We start from the raw sequence: 19,552 nt of genomic DNA on the forward strand, positions 1-19,552 counted from the left end.
TACAGTTTATACTTTTTATACCATATATGTCAACATGCTTTCATGTATTTCAACCCGGAATTAGGAAATCTGCCTATTTTTCAGTGCAAAAACCTCCTGCTTCGTCAATTTGCGATACTGTCCACATGCAAGTGTCTCATCCAATCGCAAGGTTCCCATTTGCAACCGCTTCAAATAAACCACCTGCATACCAACTGATTCGAACATACGCTTAATCTGATGATAGCGTCCCTCTGTAATTGTAATCTCTATCTCGCTTTCTGCTCCTGCTCTTTTGACAACCAACTCAGCCGGCGCTGTAAGCATTTCATCCCCTATATTCACCCCTTCCGCAAAAGCAGTGATTTCCTGTTTTGTCACCAGTCCTCTGATTCTTGCATAATATGTTTTTTTCACATGTTTGCCAGGGGCAAGCAAATCATTCGCAAGTTTTCCGTCATTTGTGAGAATAAGCAAACCTTCCGTATCCTTATCCAGTCGTCCGACCGGAAACAAATCTCTTCTTTTATGTCCGGTAATCAGATCGATAACCGTCTTTTCTTTTTTGTCAGTTGTTGCAGATACTACCCCCTGTGGTTTATGCAGCATATAATAAGAATAACTTTCATATATAACCGGCTTTCCCTGCACGCAAACCGCATCACATTCCAGATTGATTTTATCTTCTGCCCGTTTACAGACAACGCCATTGACCGTTATCTGTCCGGTCTTCAACAATCCCTTTACATCCTTCCTGCTGCCAAACCCGGCATCTGCCAGATACTTGTCCAATCTTATATTCGCCATACTATACCTGTCCTTCTTAATTCTAAGCAAAAGAAAAGATCCACAGTCGCCCGCGGATCTTCCCATTCTTATTATCAATCCTCTTGGGGAGATTGAACTATCTATACTTTTGACTAAAATAGGCTATCGTAAAAATTCCCGATGGATGCACCTGCAATCGTTCCGGATGTATTATAGATTCCGGATGTCATATATGCAGTGGCATCATTTACAAGCTGCATCAGACGATTCTGTGTGTTGCTTCCAAATGAGAAATCTCCTGCAAATAATTTCTTTACATCCGCCATATCTGCAGAAGCAAACGTCTCTTCATTCAATGACAATGTATTATCATCCTTAATCGTAATACCGATCTTAGATAAAGCATTCGCATAATTATCTGTCTGTGATGCCAGACGAGCCGCATCCTTTTGCACATTAGAATTATCTGATTTCTGTGTACCTTCAATGACGCTGTTATAACTGTCTACAAAGCTCTTCACATTCTTCAAAACCGTATCCGTATCTTCTGTCTGATACATCTTCTCATTGCGAAGCGTTGTAATGTCCTTCCACGCACTCTCCGATGCAGATTTCGTTATCTTATCTTCCGATTTTGTACTAATATCGTTCGAAAACCGTTTCTGTGTTGCCTGCTTTGCACCATCCTTGGAATAATAATGTTTCGCAAGCTTCAGATAACTACCATTTCGTATAGAATTATAATCACTTAAGAGGCCCGTCATACTGTTCGAGTTGCTAGAAGATCTTCCTAACATACTATTAAAAAAATTACTACTAATATTAAAACTCATATTCCAGCCTCCTTTCCATATATTGCTGTTCATTCTTATTTGCAGTATACTACATTTCTATCCTGTTTGTAAAGTCATTTACGGATTCGCTCCGTTATTTTCTGTTGTCTCCGCACTATCCGAAGTAGCGCGTTTCAGATATATAACTTCATCGGTGTACATCCCATTACTTTCAAGTGCCGTTTCCGTCCATATAGTTGTGCATGCCTCATCCGAATAAGCACTGTACTCCATCAATCCAAGTTTCACCGGCTTGTCAATCGGAACATTATATGTACTTTCCAGCCCGTTTCCTTCCAATACCTTGCATGTAACGGTTCTTGTCAATACTGCATTCTGCGTTGTCTCTATCTCTTCCGGATACTCATATTCGCATCCCTCTGTAATCCATGAATAGGATACCTTTTCGCCATTTGAATCATAGCAATAATACTCCAAAACCCTATAAGAGTCATCCAATATATACTTGAATACATACGAAGCACTTTCGTTCTTGTAATCTGTTTCTACAACCAGATCCTCATCTTCCCTGTAAATATCTTTAATTGTCTGATCTGCCTCTGTCAACGATATAATCATATCGTTATGGTTTGTGCTGATTATCGCATCTGCCACATTTGGTTCCGGATAGATCAAAACATAACACACTCCATCCGTATCAACCAGATACCAGTACCCATTTTCTTTATCTAATATCTGAGTAAACCCATTAGAATCTTCGTATACCTGCAAATAAAGACCGTCTTTTGTAAATCCAAGGAACTGATACTCCGAATACAATTCGATTCCATCGTTGTAATATATTGTATTCATGCTATAATTTTTCCCGCCGGACAGCAACGTGTCACCTTTATTGGCATCGTAGATTGCCTGCAGTGTCACCTTTTTATCTTCTTCAGATGCAGGTTCTCTTTTTTTCTCCTCTTCCGTTGTATTCTCTGCTTCTTCTCGGATATCTGCAAGAATATCTTCCGTCGTTGTTGCATCACTTTGTGTCGCCGCAGCTTCCGTTGTCACAAGTACAAGTTTATCTTCTTTTCCACATGCAGTCAGCGCAAGCATTGACGCCGCCACCGCACATACCACCCATAATTTCGACTTTCTCATACGTTCTCCTTCCCACATACATGGTTTTCGCCAACCTACGTTATACTCTGTCAAGCCTGTCGTCTTAAAATCCGCAGCACAAGATTCTTTACTTCTGCAAATTCATTCATTTTGAAGTAGAATACAAACATCAACACATTGGATACAAGCACGGACACAACCGCTTTCAGTATCAACGCAAGGATTCCAACACCCGGTATCTGACTTGCTACCAGATAAGTAAGTGTACATACAATTGCTGTCACAATTGTATAATATAAAAGCTTCCGTATATATTCCCATGCATTCCGCTTGAACAAAACCGTAAACAGATTGTGCAGAATCCAAGGCATACCTACAACCAGCACAGAAATAACTGTGGACAGGATAACGCCATAGATGCCGATAAACTGCACGAGTATAATATTCAGCACCAGATTTACGAGTGCCGTCACAAGCGGGCGGAACCGGTCTTCGTGCCAGATTCCGGCTGCGTCTTTGTATGTGATCAGAATCTGATTTACCTGACTGATGAAGAAATATACTACCATGCAGACAACGACCGCAAACGGAAGCATTCGTTTTTCTTTTACCCAGAGCCGCATGAACGGCTGATACAGACAGAGCATAACCGCACTGCACATACCTGCAAGCCACATAATAATAAATGAAAGTTTCTTCAGATCCATATAATTTTTTTCTTCCGTCTCCACAAGAATACTGTTTCCGATACCTGCTGTACACGACACGAACACAACATTCATAATTCCGGTTACTGCAGTCAGTACATAGTAATAATTGTTGTAAAATGCATTGGCCGCAAGTCCTAAGAATGCCGATATAACAATCGTATCTGCGGACGACACAATAACCTGTCCCACCTTCATGGTGAACAGATCCCGGATCCGATTATTGATTTTTTTCACTGTCTCCTTCGGCAGCTTACCTACTGCTTTATACTCCGGATACATTTTATTTGCAAAATATGCCGTTACCAGATTCGTCACAATCTGCGTGAATATCTGCACAATCAGATAGATATAATAATCGCCGATTGTCATAATGACAATCAACTGTGCCACATACTGGAACGTGTTCGTCACAAGCATAACCTTACTTGCCACATCGTTTCTCTGATGTGCAGTCAGCAGACTGTTCTTGTACGCGAGTAACCAGTATGACATGCAGGTACAAAACAGATTGAGCAGATACACAACATAGATGCTCACACCATCCGGCATATCGCTCTTTACAAGATACGGAATAAACGGTGTCAGAATTCCACCAACAACCGCAATCACAAGTCCAATAATCTGATAATATTTCTGATATAATTTTAACAGTGCACAAATCTGCTCTTTGTCATTGTCAATGATCGGCTGATACATGGAATATACCATCGCCGAACCAACGCCCAACTCCGCAAGGTTCAGCACCCACAGTACCGATCCAAATAAACTGTTTAAACCGAGATATCCATCACCCATGTAGTACATGATCGCTGTACGCATGATAAATGGGAGCAGTATCTGATAGCCTTTCAAAAACATGCCAAACACAACATTACGTGAGGCATTTTTTACACGGGTTTCCTGTTGCATAACAATCCTTTCCAACTACGAAAAAAGCCGCACCAAAGTTTCCCCGGTGCGGCAATAATATCTTACATCAATTCATTCATTGAATCTCTCAGGATATCTAATCCGCGAATCAATTCTTCATCTGTTGCGACAAGCGCCGGCATCAACTTCACAACGTTGTTGTCACGCCCTGCACGCTCCATGATCAATCCCTTTTCAAAGCTCTTGTTACAGATTTCCAAAGCAAGCTTTCCATCTGCAACCTGCACACCCCAGATACAGCCGATTCCTCGAATCTCTACACCCGGTCTTGCAATGTTTTCATCCATATACTTACGGATGATTTCTTCTTTCCGTTTTACTTCTGCCTCTACCTTATGGTCAAGCATAAATTCAAGTCCTGCCTTCGCTGCTACCATAGAAAGCTGGTTGCCGCGGAAGGTTCCGTTGTGCTCGCCCGGTGACCAGATATCTAATTCCGGCTTGAACATTGTCAGGGCAAACGGCATACCGTATCCACCGATTGACTTGGACATTACAAACATATCCGGTACGATGCCTGCACGTTCAAATGAGAAGAATGTTCCGGTTCTCGCACATCCAACCTGAATATCGTCAACAATCATCAGAATGTCATACTTATCACACAGAGCACGGACACCCTGCAGATATTCATTTGAAAATACATGGATGCCGCCTTCTGCCTGTACTGTCTCAATAATAATGGCTGCCGGCTTTTCTACGCCGGAATGATCATCGGTAAGCAATGTCTCCATATATTTGATCGTATCAAGCTCCGGAAACATATATGGTGCCGGGATATGTGTGACATCATTCAGACACACACCTGCACCGCCACGGCTGCCTGCATCACTTGTGAGAGACAATGCTCCAAGTGTCATACCATGGAAACATCCCATAAGTGCCCAAATCTGATTTCTCTTCTTTACTTTCCGTGCCAGCTTTAATGCTGCTTCCACAGCATTTGTTCCGGTTGGTCCGGGAAACATCACCTTGAAGTTCAACCCTCTTGGCTGTAATACCTTTTCTTCAAAAAACTGCAAAAACTCTTTCTTAGGCACAGTCATCATATCCATCGAGTGCATAATTCCATCACTCATCAGGTATGCAACCATCTTTTCCTTTATATAATCATTATTATGTCCGTAGTTTAAGGCTCCAGCTCCGCAGAAGAAATCAATATATTCCTTTCCGTTCTCATCCTTCATGATCGACCCCTTCGAAGTTGTAAAAATCGCAGGGAAGCTTCTACAATAAGAACGTACCTCTGATTCATAATTCTCAAATACTTCAACGCCAGTCATACACTCGTACCTCCTACTCTGTGTGACTCATTTTCTTCATAATCAAGCTATAATATACTCCTCATTTTCCCACTTAGCAAGTGAAAAAACAATGAATTCCATGCTGCTTACTTAAGATAATTCCAAATCCGGCTTATCAAAATCCTTTAGTTTCTGTGCATATGCTTCGCGCATCTCATCTTCGAGCGGCAGTTTTTCCTGATCTGCACCTAATAATTTAAGAATATAATGTGCGAAATCCGGATTTGCAACCAGAATTGGACCCTGCATATACGTTGCAATGATCTTTCCTTTATGGATACCTTCATACACTGTCTTCGGATTCATTCCTGCGCCGATTTCCATCTTGCAGAATGCATCCTGTTCCGGCACACCAAATGTATGAGAAAACCGGCTCGTATAACCAAGCAGTGTCATATTCTCAAACTTCGCCTTCATCAGGGAGTTAAACCGGTTCGGTGTCTGTCTGACCGAATAACTGTTAAAATACGCCAGTGCCTCCACCTTGCTGCCGTCTTCCCGTTTGATATATTTGCCTAGCAGCTCCAGTGAATTGCCAACGAAGAAAAACAGTGTTTTCTGCGCATCCAGCACACGGAAGATTTCCTCTTTTAACGGAAGTAACCGATCTAAGATCAGTTCCTGGCTCTGTTCACTCATGGAACACATATATACCATATCAATGTCTTCTGTCAAAAACAATGGCTTTGCATTTAAGGTTGTCTCTACAAATTCCGCTTCCGGCAGACAAAGCTTTAAATACATTGTATTTCCCTTGTCTCCATAAAGTGTACATATTTCTGGATAAAGGATCTCAATCTTCATTATTTTTCATCCTCCAGTCTCTTCAAAAGCTTCTGCTTCATTCTGTTTGAGATACCATCAGTATAACAGTCAAACAGGATGAAGAATTTCTCTACGCCTTCCAGCTGTACTTTATCTACCGCTGCTATTTCATCCAGGTCATATGCGATCTTCTCCTCCGGGATTCCTGCCATCAGCGCACGTACCCGGTGATCGAGACATCTAGGTCCGCAAAGCACAATCTGTACAATATCATCCTGATTTGCAAACAGTTCATAATCGACATCATAGATCCAGCCGATATATTCTACACTCTTGATTCTGTCCTCATGGTCATCTTCTGCAATCATGATTACCTTTTTGCCCGGCTCATGTGCTACATAGTCAAACGCACGGGAGGAACCAACGGAATTCAATCCTTTACTGATTGTCTGAATGATTGAGATATCACCAAACTTGGACTCAGAATGGCGAAGCTCCGGTAAATGCAGCTTATCGATACATTTCTTTACATTGTCTGTCTTATATCCAAGCTCACGTAAAACTGTGATGACAGTCAACTCATTGTAGATGTTATGCAGCGCATCATGGATCAGAGCGTATTCTGTCTCTGTTCCATCCTGTTCACGGACGACCATCTTCTTATTCTCAATATCCACCTTTGTTGCCAGATAATCAGCATCAAAGGACTTGTATCCACAATTTGGGCAATATGCATTTCCAATATGATGATAACGAAGATAATTAAACTTCAGTTTTGTACCACATTTTGGACAAAGTGTATAATCTGCAACAATATTATATGGCTCAGTCTTATCCGTATCGAGCTTGCCAATACCGAAAAATACATGTTCATTGTTTGGCTTTAACTGGCTGCTACAAAGATCATCTGCATTCAGAATCATCTTCGTTGTGTCCGGACAATAGGTATCAATGACACTGAAAATATAATCCGGATGTGCATTTCGCTTCTGTGAATCGCGGAACAGGTTCGTCACAACAAGATAATCCGGCTTGATATATGGAAGAATCAGACGGGATGCCCGCTCATCCACCTCAAACACTGTGATATCCGCACGACATTTTCCAAGCCAGTTGACACTGTTCAAAAGATTGGTTGTACATCCTGGTACAATATTGGAACCTGCACGATTGCTCACAACCTTCTTGCCTTCTTTTTCAAGCATATCTGTCAACATATTCGCCACTGTAGTCTTTCCGTTTGTACCAGTCACACAGATACACAGCGGTGCCTTCGGTGCCTGTGCCAGGAAATCCGGACAGATTTTTCTTGCAACAACACCCGGTGTGTGTGTACCCTTCCGTCCGGAAAGGCGGATTATGACTTTGCTGAATTTCGCAGCCATGACTGCGATATGATAACGTAACTTCGACATGATTGTCTCCTTTGAATTTGTATGAAAGTACAATATCTACTGTGTAAAATCCAAGACATTATATATCTTGTAGGTAGGATTGTCAATGTATGGAAATTCAGTTTACTGAATGTCCCATTGCTTCTGTCCTGCTTGCTGATTGGAGCAAATCTCCCAACTGGGGGTGCTGTACTCCAACCGTTTTTTTACCCTGGTCCGCATTTGGAGTAATTTCTGTTCTTGCTACTATTTACTCCAACCGGTTTTTTTCAATTTATATAACAATTGGAGTAACTTCCCTATTTTTGCTGTTGTTACTCCTATATGACTTGCTTGGCATTTTTTGATTTTGGAATTTTCCTTCTGAAAATCAGTTATTTACTCCAATTGAAGCCATTCCTTGTATTTATGGATAGGAGTAAATTCTTCATATTTTCAAATTCACTCCAATTCCATCGCATCTGTTTTTACTCCCATTGGAGTATAATCTTCATTTTTCAAATTCTACTCCAATCCATCACATCTGTTTTTATTCCCTTTGGAGTATACTTTTTATCACTTACTAATTGCTCCAAATCACATATACTGCCCGCATAACAAATGCGCTCCTATCTTTTACAGATTTTCCTAAAATCATTCTTACTGTAACAGATCGTGTTCAAGTGACGCAATCACGGCGGCACCATCGCCGATTGCAGTTGCAATCTGACGGACATTCTTTGTGCGCACATCACCGATTGCATATAGAAATGGTACATTCGTGCGGCAGTCTTCACCGGCGCAGATATAGCCATTCTCCATCTCTACGACATCTTTTACAAATGCAGTCTGTGGCTGCATGCCAACCGCGATAAAAATGCCGGATAATGCGAGATCTCGCTTTTCTTCTGTCCGGTTATCCTCGATCAAGATATGGTCAACCATGTTCTCACCACAGATCTCTCGTACTTCGGTGTGTGGTAAGAATTCGATATTTACTGCATCGAAGATTCTCTGCTGCAATACCTTGGCACCGCGCAGTTCATCACGCCGATGAATCAGATAGACCTTCTCACATACATTTGCAAGGTACAGGGCATCTTCGAGTGCCACATCACCGCCACCGACAACGGCTACCGTTTTATTCCTGAAAAACGCACCGTCACAGGTTGCGCAGTATGAAACACCGGCGCCGGAAAACTTTGCCTCGCCTTCCACGCCGAGCTTTCGATGAGTAGCTCCTGTCGCTACAATCACTGCCTTGGTCTCGATCACACTGCCATCTTCCAGATGCACTTCCTTATAATCGCCCTGATCGGCAATGTCCGTCACCGTACCCTCCATAAATAGAACCTCCAGCGCATCTGCATGTTCCCGGAACTTTACTGACAGATCATAGCCATTTGTTCCGTAGAAGCCAAGCAGATTATCCACACGATCAGTTGTAACAATCTGTCCGCCACTGAACATTTCCTTCTCGATTACTGCCACATCCAGCAACGCACGCTTCGCATAGACCGCCGCCGATAAACCTGCGGGACCACTACCGATAATTACAACATCTTTCCTTGTATCACTCATCGTTTTCCTCCAAACTGGTTTCTATTTCATTCATTTCGATTATTTCTAAATCAATTTCTTATTTTATCCACGATCTATCTATGTGCAAATTCTTTCATAACATCAATCGTTTTCCGGATATCTTCCTCTGTATGTGCATCTGAGATAAACATTGCCTCAAACTGCGACGGAGCGAGGTTGATTCCATGATCAAGCATATAGCGAAAGAATGCTGCATACTGCTTCGTGTCGCTCGTCATGGCGGTATCCATATCAACCACCTGCTTGTCCGTGAAGAAAATGCTCATCAATGAGCCAATCTGGTTGACACAGACCCGATTGCCAAATGCCTCTCTTGCTGCCTGTGCAAGTCCTGCGGTCTTTCCTTCGAGCTTTGCATATACTTCCGGATGTGCATCCAGCAGCTTCAATGTCTCAATGCCTGCCGTCATCGCAATCGGATTACCGGACAAGGTTCCTGCCTGATATACCTCACCAAGTGGTGCCACGCACTGCATGATCTCCCGTCTGCCTCCGTAGGTTCCAACCGGCATACCTCCACCGACGATCTTGCCAAGCGTTGTCAGATCCGGCTTGATATGGAAATATTCCTGCGCGCCGCCCGGTGCCAGACGGAATCCTGTGATAACTTCATCGAAGATCAGTAATGCGCCATCTGTCTGTGTGATGTCACGCAGAAACTCTAAGAATCCTGCTTTCGGTGGCACAACACCCATATTTGCTGCAACCGGCTCGACAATGATTGCTGCAATCTGTCCCTTATATGCATCGAATAACTGTTTTACGGATTCCTCATCGTTATATTCTGCGACGAGAGTATATTTCGCATAACCCTCCGGAACACCCGCGCTGTTTGCCACCGTCTGTGTAATCACGCCAGAGCCAGCTTTTACCAAAAGTCCATCACTATGTCCATGATAACAGCCTTTGAATTTCACAATGTAATCTCTTCCGGTATATCCACGTGCCGCGCGGATTGCACTCATCACTGCTTCTGTACCGGAATTTACCATACGTGACATTTCCATTGAAGGCATATGTGCCGTGATAAGCTCCGCAATCTCCAGCTCTTTTCTTGTCGGTGCACCAAAGGTCAGTCCGTCATCGCAGGCCGCCTTCACTGCTTCGATTACCGTCTCCTTTGCATGTCCGAGAATTCCCGGTCCCCATGAACATACATAATCTATATATTCCCTTCCATCCTCATCGAATATACGGGAACCTTTCGCTTTTTTTATAAAAATCGGGGAGCGTCCGACTGAGCCGAATGCACGCACCGGCGAATTCACACCGCCCGGAATATATTTCTTGGATTCTTCAAATAACTGTTCAGATTCTGTCTGCATGATTATGCTTCCTCCTCATCTATCGCGATACACATTCCTGCGAATCATTTTATTGTTCATCCTGCAGCCATCTAGCCACGTCAAGTGCATGATAGGTTATGATAATATCCGCGCCTGCACGTTTCATCGCGATCATGTTCTCCATGACGATACGCTTCTCATCGATCCATCCGTTTAACGCTGCTGCCTTGACCATCGAGTACTCACCGCTTACATTGTAGACTGCGAGCGGATGCTTCGTTTCGCCACGCACCGCTTTCACGATGTCAAGATAAGCAAGTGCCGGTTTCACCATGATGATATCGGCGCCCTCTTCGATATCTGCCTCACATTCGCGCAATGCTTCCCTGCCATTTGCAGGGTCCATCTGATACGTTCTGCGATCGCCGAATGCCGGAGCGGAATGTGCCGCATCCCGGAACGGAGAATAATATCCGGACGCAAACTTTGCGCTGTATCCCATAAGCAATGTATCCACGCATCCATTTTCATCCAATGCCTTCCGCAGATATGCGATATGTCCATCCATCATGTCTGACGGTGCGATCATGTCTGCACCCGCCTTGGCAAGTGTCACCGCCATCTTCGCCAACAGCGGAAGTGTCTCATCGTTCAGGATTTTTCCGTCCTGCACCAATCCGCAATGTCCATGGGAGGTATATTCGCACAGGCACACATCTGCGATAATCAAAAGCTCCGGTGCTTTCTTCTTGATCTCGCGCACCGCACGCTGCGTAATACCATTTTCATCATAAGCGCCGCTACCGCATTCGTCCTTATGTTCCGGGATACCGAAGATCAAAATTGCCGGAATGCCAGCCGCCTGTATGCGCTCTAGTTCCTCATCGAACCGATCCAATGTATACTGGTAGATGCCCGGCATGGAATCGACCGGGTTTTTCTCATTGGTTCCTTCTTTGATGAATACCGGGTAGACGAGATCGGATTTGCTGATTTGTGTCTCGCGCACCATGTTTCGCAGTACTTCATTTTCTCTCAATCTTCTTAATCGTATCATGTGTGTATATTCCTCTTTTCCTATAACTTACAGTAATTATAAATGTACCTCTCTACAGGAGTTGAACATACTTACCATTTCTACGCAGACGCGCTCTCGGGTATCGCCACATCGTTTCACTCTGTGGCAGGTTGTCGGGCGCATCCTAAATATGAATCTTCGATTCATATGCGCCCTCCGCGCTCGGTTCAGCACGCAATGGTACTAAATTCGCGACGATGAATCCGTCGCTCATTAAGTGCCAGCGTGCTTCAACGGTCTGCTTAAGAATTGGTAAGTATGTCCACCTCCATCTACATTTTTACTCTTTATTATTATCTGTCTTTTTCATGTCAAAGGCAATATCCAATGCCCTTACTAAGCCTTTTGCGTCGCACTGTTCCGGGACGACATCGGCTGGCAGACCACATTTTATAAGGGCGTCTGCTGTCACCTGTCCGATTGTGCCAAGTACAATGCGCTTCTTTCCTTGTGCCGGGTTCCAGTCTGGTTGTCCGGTCTCGGCAAGGCATTCTGCAAATGCATGCACCCCGGAAGCGCTTGCAAATAAAATTCCATCGTAATTATTTAAGTATTTCCAGTTTTCTGTCCGTGCGCCACGCACATCGTAGATGGATAGAATCTCCGCGTCAATCCGGTTCGCAGATAAAATCTGTTCTAAGACCGGACTTCCTTCCTTCGCACGCGTAATCAAAACCTTTTCTTCTGATTCTACAACGGTACAAAGCCCATTTGCAAGACTTTCTGTCGTATATTGCTCCGGTATATAATCCGCATAAAATCCATACTGCTCCAGCGCCTGCGCACAGCCACTTCCAACCACGGCGAATCGGATATCTGCAAACTTCCGAAGATCGACCTCACACGCGCGCACCCGGTCAAAGAATAACCGGATTCCGTTCTGGCTTGTGAATACGATCCACCGGTAATCTGACAAATTCCGAATTGCCACATCTAACTTTTCCATATCCGGACACGTTCTGACATGCATATCACAAATTGAAAATAATGATGCGCCTTTTTCTTCCAGCAGTCCGCGCAGCTTCTCCCGGAATACCGCCGTGCCAACAACACCAATCTTGCAGCCATCAATTGCACTGCGCTTCTTGTCCTTCATCGTGCAGGCAGCTGTCTGCCCGACGACTATGATTGCCGGTGAAACAAGCTCGTTCTTCGAAACAAGTTTGCCGATCGTCCCTACCGTACCGCGCACGATTGTCTCTCCGGGCAGCATACCATTTGAAATCACACTAACCGGTGTCTCCTCCGATTCCCCCTCTTCGCGCAGCCTCTGCATAATCGGTTCCAAATTCGAAAGTCCCATCAGGAACACACTGGTTCCCTCCTGTTTATGGATGTTCGCAAGTGCATCTGCCTCGCCCTTCTTCGTATGTCCGGTAATCACATGAAAGCTCCGGCTCATTTCCCGATGTGTCACAGGAATTCCAAGCACCTCCGGCACCGCAATTGCAGAAGTCACACCCGGAATCACCTGAAACGGAATATCCGCTTCCTGCAATGTAAGGATTTCCTCGCCGCCACGTCCGAACACAAACGAATCGCCGCCCTTTAAGCGGACAACATTCTCGTATTTTCCTGCGGTCTCTACCAAAATCCGGTTGATTTCCTCCTGCTTCTTATAATGCGCACCTGCCTGCTTGCCGACATAGATTTTCGCACAAGCCGGTCGCACAAGATCGAGAAGTTCTCCTGTTCCAAGCCGGTCGTAGATCACCGCATCACACGATTTTAAGATCTGCAAGCCTTTGTATGTAATTAATCCCGGATTGCCGGGACCTGCTCCGATTAAATATACCACTTTTACTGTCCTTTACTGTTGTTTATATTTTTTACTGTTGTTTATATTTTTTACTGTTCTTTACTGTTTTGTTTCTTCCACATAAGTTTGATATGTATATCTCGTGTCCCTCTGTCATGCAAAATTTTATCACATATTTGACATTTGCTCTACATATTTTAATATGACAGGAGGACTTTTATCCATCTCCAACGTAAAAAGCCCGAAAGTATCTACTTCCGAGCCCTACCCTTTCATATGTTTTACCAATTTTTTTCTACAAATGCTTCCGCTTCTTCCTTCGTCATGTGGCAGTTGTCCATCAATTTCTGCGCAGCCAGTGTTTTGTCACCCGCTAATTCTTTGACCAGTTGAACGACGGATTTCATACTTTCTATCTGAGCTTCCTGCAGTTTTTTCTCCGCTTCTCCAAGCTTTTCTTCCGCTGCTTTCGTCTTCGCTCGCTCTTCCTGTATGTCCATAGGCTCCATATTCTCAAACCAATTTCCCATCTGACTGCCTCCGATCATCTTTATCAAACAATCCGTCGCTTCGCCTATGGATACCTTCATCTTCATGAATCAACAGTTGCTCGTTCGTATACTGATGTACATTCACAAGCCGGTATGTAAAGCTTGGGATATACGATGCAAATATCTCATTCATAAAAATCCGTTCACTCACATTCATCACCGCCGTCCACATTCCTTCAGTAATAGGGGCATTGAAATAATTTCTTTTCTCTCCATTATCTTTTTCATCTTTTTTACATAATTCTAATAGTTTCCTAATTTCCTTTTTTAAACTATTGTTTTCCGGTACTTTTCTCATGCCGACTTCCTTTCCGTGCCGTTAAATTCAATCCTCCACTGGCTTACAGATTGGTAATCCCCGTATGCATACGCCGATCTTATACTTTCTTAAACTTCTATTCTTTTCCCAGAAAACAACTGTATAGCTAAACTCCGGACCATCATTTGTGAGCAACTCTCGAAGATAGCCAAGCCCCTTGCTTCCTGATTCTACGAAGATTAGGCTATCTTTTTCCATTTCAAGTAAGTCCTCATATATAGAATTATACAATCTATAATATCTGTCACGGCTAGTATAATTCGCGCGTATATCTATCCTGTTCAGTTGTTCTATTTCTTTCTCGAGAGTATTAAAATCCATTTTTCTTCTCCATAAAACACATCATCCCGACAAATAGAAGTTATCAGTCTGTTTCATCTTTTTTATATATTACGCCGTCCCATGCATAATATCCCGCGATATATTCATAATCAGGATATTCTTCTATCTCATATAATTTTCTCCCACTGTCAGATGTACAAATTACCGCATTTGATATTTTATAATTTTCCAGTTTCGATGTTTGAGAATATCTTACTCCATTAAGATATATATAATCTCCTTTTTCAATTGCCTCATTTTTATAACTTTTATTGTGTGCAAAATAATATCGACCACAAATAAAAATAACAACAATTGTAAGTAAAATAATAATTAATGCTATTGATTTCTTTTTTTCTACCATCATTCTCATTAGCTTCCTCTTAACATTTCATGAAATCCCGATTTGTCCCGCACCCATTTCATTCATGCGGAATTTCCAGCATATCAAGTAATTTCACAAAAGTGTCCTGCCCATCCAGACACGTATCCACAAGCCAGCCATTTTCCCTTCTCCACTCGGAAAGTCCTCTGTAATAAAAACTTTTTTTGCTATCCTCAATAATAAAAGGAATGACGTTATTTTTGAGGCATTCCTTTAGGGCTATCAGCCTCCCGACTCTTCCATTCCCATCTTGAAAAGGATGAATGTATTCAAATTCTGCGTGAAATTCAATAATATCGTCTATCGTAACATTATCCTTGGCATTATATCTTTCCAGAAGTGCCCGCATATCTCTGGCAACTTCTGAAGGTTTTGAGGTTTCTCTTCCCCCAACTACATTCGCACGTTTTTTATAATCTCCTACTGCAAACCAGGGAAGTGCTGCGTCCTTTGTATCATGCTTAAGCATGAAATGCAGTTTTTTTATGATTTCTTCTGTCAGTTTCTTCTCTGCAATATCAATGCAATAATCAATCGCTCTGAAATGATGAACCGTTTCCAGAATATCATCCACGGGGATACCGTCTCCCATGTTAATCGTGTTCGTTTCAAAAATAAGTCTGGTCTGGTCCTCCGAAAGTTTACTGCCTTCCATATGATTGGAATTGTAGGTCATTCTAACTTGAAGTTCATGATACAGGCCTCCGGAAAGCTGTATTTCTTTTTCATCCCTTAATAACTGAAGAATTTTGTTGTCGGATTCCTGGCGGCAAAGAAGCTCGGGCGCAACATTTAAATACCCGGCAATCCTGTTTAGGCTGCGCGTGGATAATTTCTCACCTTTTGCAATTTTGGCAACGGTACGCGTGGATAAACCCGCTTCTGTACTGAGTTCTGTTTTTCCAATTCCTTTTTCTTTTAGAATTTTTTCAAGTCCGGCATATGAAATCACTTCCGCAACCTCCTTTTATATCTTTACTTATTATATCATTATTTTACCTTAAAAGTAAAGATTTTAGTCGGCATCAGAATAAAAAGGTAAAGATCACCCCGTAAGTTTCCTTTACATTCCGCACTTTTCTTTCAAAAAAGCAAACCTCCGGCAATACCTGACAGCATACCCTTTTGCAGGGATGCAAACATTACGGAGAACAACAGTCCCATGGGAATGCCCCATCCCAGCTAGCATATGTTTTTCATAATGGTCTCCAATCTTTTCATGATTACCGGTCGAAAGCATCATAAGGTGCTTTATCATCAAATGGCTTTCTTTTACTAAATTGCGCTGATTCATCAATGTGTGCAAATATAACGTCAGAATATTTTCTGATACCACTATGCCCTGTACAGACATATTCTAATTGAATGTGTTGGATATTATCAATCAATGCCTTCAATTTCACCAGAGACTTTTTGTTCATATCTGGATATTGGGTGAAAAAATCAAAAAAACTATATCCACCTTTTTCATTTATTGCAAGACAATCTCCGGTAAACAAAATCTTATCATCAACAATATAACAGGTATGCCCCAGAGTATGTCCAGGTGTAGGAATAGATTGTACCTTAATGCCTCCGATATCAAACTTTTCATTTTTATCTATAGCGTAATATCCTTCTTTAATTCTGACACAATTTTTAATCTTCACCCCTAATTTTGTCATACGATGGATGCTTCCATTCAAGTATGCGCTTTCCGCTTTCCCCAGGTACACTTGTGCATTTGGGTATATATTTGTTCCGCTTGTGTCAATTCCACCACAATGATCCACATCGGCATGAGTAATAAAAACATGTTTAATTTCTTCTGGATTAATACCTATTTGTTGAAAAGAATTTTCAACACCACGATAATTCAAATGTCCTGAATCAACAGCTATTGTCACGCCATTTTTGGTATAAAACCAAAGATTTACATCCCCTTGCCTGATACAACTTATTCCGCATTCATAATTTCCTGTTTCTGCCGGATTGCAATATTTTTTCCCCCTCATAATATGGCGCTTTATTTTATCATCAAAAAAATACATAAACTTCATAGCAATTTTCTCCTCCTTATAATTATATTAGCCACTATAACCGAAGGGAAAACTTTTTGCTTTCAAAAATCTGCTGTTTTTCTGTTTATTTTAATACATCCGTAATAGAAACACCCGTTAATTTCTTACAAGTGTATGCAAGATGTGCCGAACTTGAGAAACCGCTTTCCTGCGCTGCCCAGGTAATTTTACTACCCGTGCTTATCAATCTGTATGCATATTCCATTCTGCGCATCAGAATATAACTTTTTAGCGAAATTCCCGCTTCTTCCTTGAATAAATGCGTCAACCTGCTTTCAGAAAGGAAAACTTTCTCCGCAATCTGCTTAACACTGTAACTTAACCATTCCCCAGAAATAACTTTGCTGATTATCAGTTCAATCCTTTCATCTCTTACGTTGTTTTTTCCTGTTGAAATACCCATGGCAAGAAACATATTTTCAACAATACGTATAATTTCATTTTCCGGCAAATTGTGAATATCTTCTGATATCTCTGCAATTTCATCCGAAACATTGCAGTAGGAACCACCTTTTATATATTGCTCGCGAATCTGTTCCGCAATAATGCTTGTGGGATCAATCAGCAGAAAAAAAGCGCAATTGTTTCCTACTTCAACTGCATGCCTGACTCTTGAATCAAGCAGAATAATATTTCCCCATATATTTTCTTTACCCACTGTAATTCTGCAGCTCTTTTTCCCTGCAAACAAATGCAGAAATGGATGTTTATGAATGTCCGTCTTATAATATGATGGTATAATAACAATATATGAACTTTGAAAAATAAGACTACTCATTTTTTCGTCCTCATACTCCCTGCCCATCTGTCCAAACTCTCTATTGCGGTACGCTAATTAAAGCTCTGCAATTTTTGTCTCGATACTGGGACAAAACCCTGGTATCATGCCAGAAGCTGTAACCTTACCAGATTCCTGCCAAATCCTACAACGAAATTCTCATATTTTGATACTTGGCTACAACATCTTCAAACCCAACAGATCTGTATAAGGAATATCCATCCTCTGTTGCCTTTAATTCAATATTGCTCACGTTTTCTGCTTTTGCGTCCTCCAACATCATGTTCATTAATTTCTTAGCATATCCTTTTTTCCTATACTCTGGCTTCGTATAAACATTCAAAACATTCCCTGTCTTCCCAGTAATAAATGATGGGCTCATAGGTTTTTCCACGATCAACAAGAATGCACAGGAAACGATATCCTTCTCATTGCGTGCAACATAGACCATTAGATCCTTATTAAGGTGTTTTTCATAATAACCTGGCAATAATGACTCTATCAATTTTAAATCCGCATCCCCAATTTCTCCTAAATCCTCTTGCAAATATGCGATTCTAAGTTCTGTCAACATACCTGTATCTTGAGCAGTTGCTTTTTCAAATGTCATTGTCATTCCTCCGAATGCTTTTCTCTTTCCTCAGCATTTTTCATAAATTTCATAAATAAATCCGCCGCTTCTTTTGAAATCTCACTTTTTTCTTTAAGCATTCGAATTATTTCTTTCAACATATCTCCGAAATTTTCAAACTCATCATTTACTTCTCCTTCAAACCATCGTATAAAATTTCCATTTTCTTTTGAAAAACAAAGTAATTCTCCATCCCCAATCAACCATCCGATAATAACCAAATCTGACGGAACAATTTCCGAGAATCGCGGAAAATAAAAACCGGCCAAATTCTGTCTTATTTGGCAATCAGCGGAAAACCTTAACCACTCTTTATAAGACTCAGGTATCCTTATTTGATTATTTTCTTCCCATTGTTTCATTTCTTCTTCTGATGCACCTGCATTAAAAAACGATGCTTTTTCACCATATTCAGGTATCGCTTTCTCACATAACTTTACAATTTCTTCAATTTCCTTTTTGTAACTATTGTTTTCTGGTACTTTTCTCACTTTGTATCCTCCTTCATTCATCATAGCATTCGCTTCCCATACATTACAGGAAACGATATTTTCTTCTTCAATGTCTGCTTTTTGCGAATTATTAAATTTACCACTCACATGCATCGTTCTGTTATGCAGCTCATTTTTTTCATCCAGTAACAAATTTTTAAGGAACAATTCCAAATATTCTGTTGTTTCATGCACTCCATTTTTCAGATCTGTATAATTTGCCCGCACCAGTGCATTTCTAAAATACCAGCTTCACCTTTTAACATCCTTGCTTTTTCTTTTTTTCAAATGTTCTTTCAACAAAAAGACCGGCAAGTATGTAAGACTAAAATCAAGCAGTGCAATAAGCATCAACCATTTATTCGGTGAGAAAAAACCTGCCAGCAAGAAGAATACGAAAGGAACTCCCGGCACTCCGGAAACATGATATCCCCGCTTCTTGCTTTCAAGCGGTGCCCCAATATAAGTAGCGATCCAGCACAACAAACCAATCGCCCAGAAAACTCCGTCAATTATCCACATTGCTATTGGATAATGTACATACAAACTGCTCATACATTC

21 protein-coding genes are annotated in these 19,552 nt (G+C 41.7%); all 21 read right to left on the reverse strand.

What is annotated here, in order from left to right; genetic code table 11:
* Positions 1–60: 60 nt before the first annotated feature.
* Positions 61–786, reverse strand: a complete 726-nt coding sequence (locus tag KP625_RS05390; RefSeq protein WP_238299677.1) for a pseudouridine synthase — start codon at positions 784–786, stop codon at positions 61–63.
* Between the two features lie 113 nt (positions 787–899).
* Complete coding sequence (gene fliD, locus KP625_RS05395) at positions 900–1,580, reverse strand: flagellar filament capping protein FliD (RefSeq protein ID WP_238299678.1); 681 nt, start codon at positions 1,578–1,580, stop codon at positions 900–902.
* Between the two features lie 78 nt (positions 1,581–1,658).
* The gene (locus tag KP625_RS05400) at positions 1,659–2,687 is read right to left on the reverse strand and encodes a hypothetical protein (RefSeq protein WP_238299679.1); all 1,029 of its coding nucleotides are present in this window, start codon (positions 2,685–2,687) and stop codon (positions 1,659–1,661) included.
* Between the two features lie 50 nt (positions 2,688–2,737).
* Positions 2,738–4,267 carry a lipopolysaccharide biosynthesis protein gene (locus tag KP625_RS05405; RefSeq protein ID WP_238299680.1) on the reverse strand — a complete coding sequence of 510 codons (1,530 nt, stop codon included), beginning with the start codon at positions 4,265–4,267 and terminating at the stop codon, positions 2,738–2,740.
* A gap of 62 nt (positions 4,268–4,329) precedes the next feature.
* The gene (ectB, locus tag KP625_RS05410) at positions 4,330–5,571 is read right to left on the reverse strand and encodes a diaminobutyrate--2-oxoglutarate transaminase (protein ID WP_238299681.1); all 1,242 of its coding nucleotides are present in this window, start codon (positions 5,569–5,571) and stop codon (positions 4,330–4,332) included.
* Positions 5,572–5,682: 111 nt separating this feature from the next.
* A complete protein-coding gene (locus tag KP625_RS05415; RefSeq protein ID WP_238299682.1) occupies positions 5,683–6,396 on the reverse strand; it encodes a hypothetical protein in 714 nt (237 codons plus the stop codon).
* Complete coding sequence (locus KP625_RS05420) at positions 6,396–7,772, reverse strand: Mur ligase family protein (RefSeq protein ID WP_238299683.1); 1,377 nt, start codon at positions 7,770–7,772, stop codon at positions 6,396–6,398. The genes KP625_RS05415 and KP625_RS05420 overlap by 1 nt, the downstream gene beginning before the upstream one ends.
* A 618-nt stretch (positions 7,773–8,390) precedes the next feature.
* Complete coding sequence (locus tag KP625_RS05425; protein WP_238299684.1) at positions 8,391–9,311, reverse strand: NAD(P)/FAD-dependent oxidoreductase; 921 nt, start codon at positions 9,309–9,311, stop codon at positions 8,391–8,393.
* A 74-nt stretch (positions 9,312–9,385) separates the two neighbouring features.
* Positions 9,386–10,660, reverse strand: a complete 1,275-nt coding sequence (hemL, locus tag KP625_RS05430; protein WP_370641437.1) for a glutamate-1-semialdehyde 2,1-aminomutase — start codon at positions 10,658–10,660, stop codon at positions 9,386–9,388.
* A gap of 46 nt (positions 10,661–10,706) precedes the next feature.
* Positions 10,707–11,675 carry a porphobilinogen synthase gene (gene hemB / locus KP625_RS05435; protein WP_238299686.1) on the reverse strand — a complete coding sequence of 323 codons (969 nt, stop codon included), beginning with the start codon at positions 11,673–11,675 and terminating at the stop codon, positions 10,707–10,709.
* Between the two features lie 301 nt (positions 11,676–11,976).
* Positions 11,977–13,494: a uroporphyrinogen-III C-methyltransferase gene (cobA, locus tag KP625_RS05440; protein ID WP_238299687.1), complete on the reverse strand. Its 1,518-nt coding sequence runs from the start codon at positions 13,492–13,494 to the stop codon at positions 11,977–11,979.
* Positions 13,495–13,736: 242 nt separating this feature from the next.
* Positions 13,737–13,985 (reverse strand): hypothetical protein, encoded by a 249-nt coding sequence (locus KP625_RS05445; protein WP_238299688.1) that lies wholly within the window; start codon positions 13,983–13,985, stop codon positions 13,737–13,739.
* Entirely contained in the window at positions 13,969–14,304 is a 336-nt protein-coding gene (locus KP625_RS05450) for a hypothetical protein (protein ID WP_238299689.1), read from the reverse strand. The genes KP625_RS05445 and KP625_RS05450 overlap by 17 nt, the downstream gene beginning before the upstream one ends.
* A gap of 27 nt (positions 14,305–14,331) precedes the next feature.
* The gene (locus KP625_RS05455) at positions 14,332–14,523 is read right to left on the reverse strand and encodes a hypothetical protein (protein ID WP_238299690.1); all 192 of its coding nucleotides are present in this window, start codon (positions 14,521–14,523) and stop codon (positions 14,332–14,334) included.
* A 166-nt stretch (positions 14,524–14,689) separates the two neighbouring features.
* Positions 14,690–15,019, reverse strand: a complete 330-nt coding sequence (locus KP625_RS05460; protein WP_238299691.1) for a hypothetical protein — start codon at positions 15,017–15,019, stop codon at positions 14,690–14,692.
* 49 nt (positions 15,020–15,068) lie between these two features.
* Positions 15,069–15,983, reverse strand: a complete 915-nt coding sequence (locus KP625_RS05465) for a Fic family protein (protein ID WP_238299692.1) — start codon at positions 15,981–15,983, stop codon at positions 15,069–15,071.
* A 271-nt stretch (positions 15,984–16,254) separates the two neighbouring features.
* Complete coding sequence (locus tag KP625_RS05470; protein ID WP_238299693.1) at positions 16,255–17,070, reverse strand: MBL fold metallo-hydrolase; 816 nt, start codon at positions 17,068–17,070, stop codon at positions 16,255–16,257.
* An 85-nt stretch (positions 17,071–17,155) separates the two neighbouring features.
* Entirely contained in the window at positions 17,156–17,869 is a 714-nt protein-coding gene (locus tag KP625_RS05475) for a helix-turn-helix transcriptional regulator (protein ID WP_238299694.1), read from the reverse strand.
* 145 nt (positions 17,870–18,014) lie between these two features.
* A complete protein-coding gene (locus tag KP625_RS05480) occupies positions 18,015–18,479 on the reverse strand; it encodes a GNAT family N-acetyltransferase (RefSeq protein ID WP_238299695.1) in 465 nt (154 codons plus the stop codon).
* 2 nt (positions 18,480–18,481) lie between these two features.
* On the reverse strand, positions 18,482–19,219 hold the full coding sequence (locus KP625_RS13655) for an SMI1/KNR4 family protein (RefSeq protein WP_370641424.1): 738 nt from the start codon (positions 19,217–19,219) through the stop codon (positions 18,482–18,484).
* Positions 19,220–19,243: 24 nt separating this feature from the next.
* The gene (locus KP625_RS05490) at positions 19,244–19,546 is read right to left on the reverse strand and encodes a hypothetical protein (RefSeq protein WP_238299696.1); all 303 of its coding nucleotides are present in this window, start codon (positions 19,544–19,546) and stop codon (positions 19,244–19,246) included.
* Between the last annotated feature and the right edge of the window lie 6 nt (positions 19,547–19,552).

This window comes from Eubacterium sp. MSJ-33 (assembly GCF_022174665.1).
GTDB lineage: Bacteria > Bacillota > Clostridia > Lachnospirales > Lachnospiraceae > Coprococcus_C.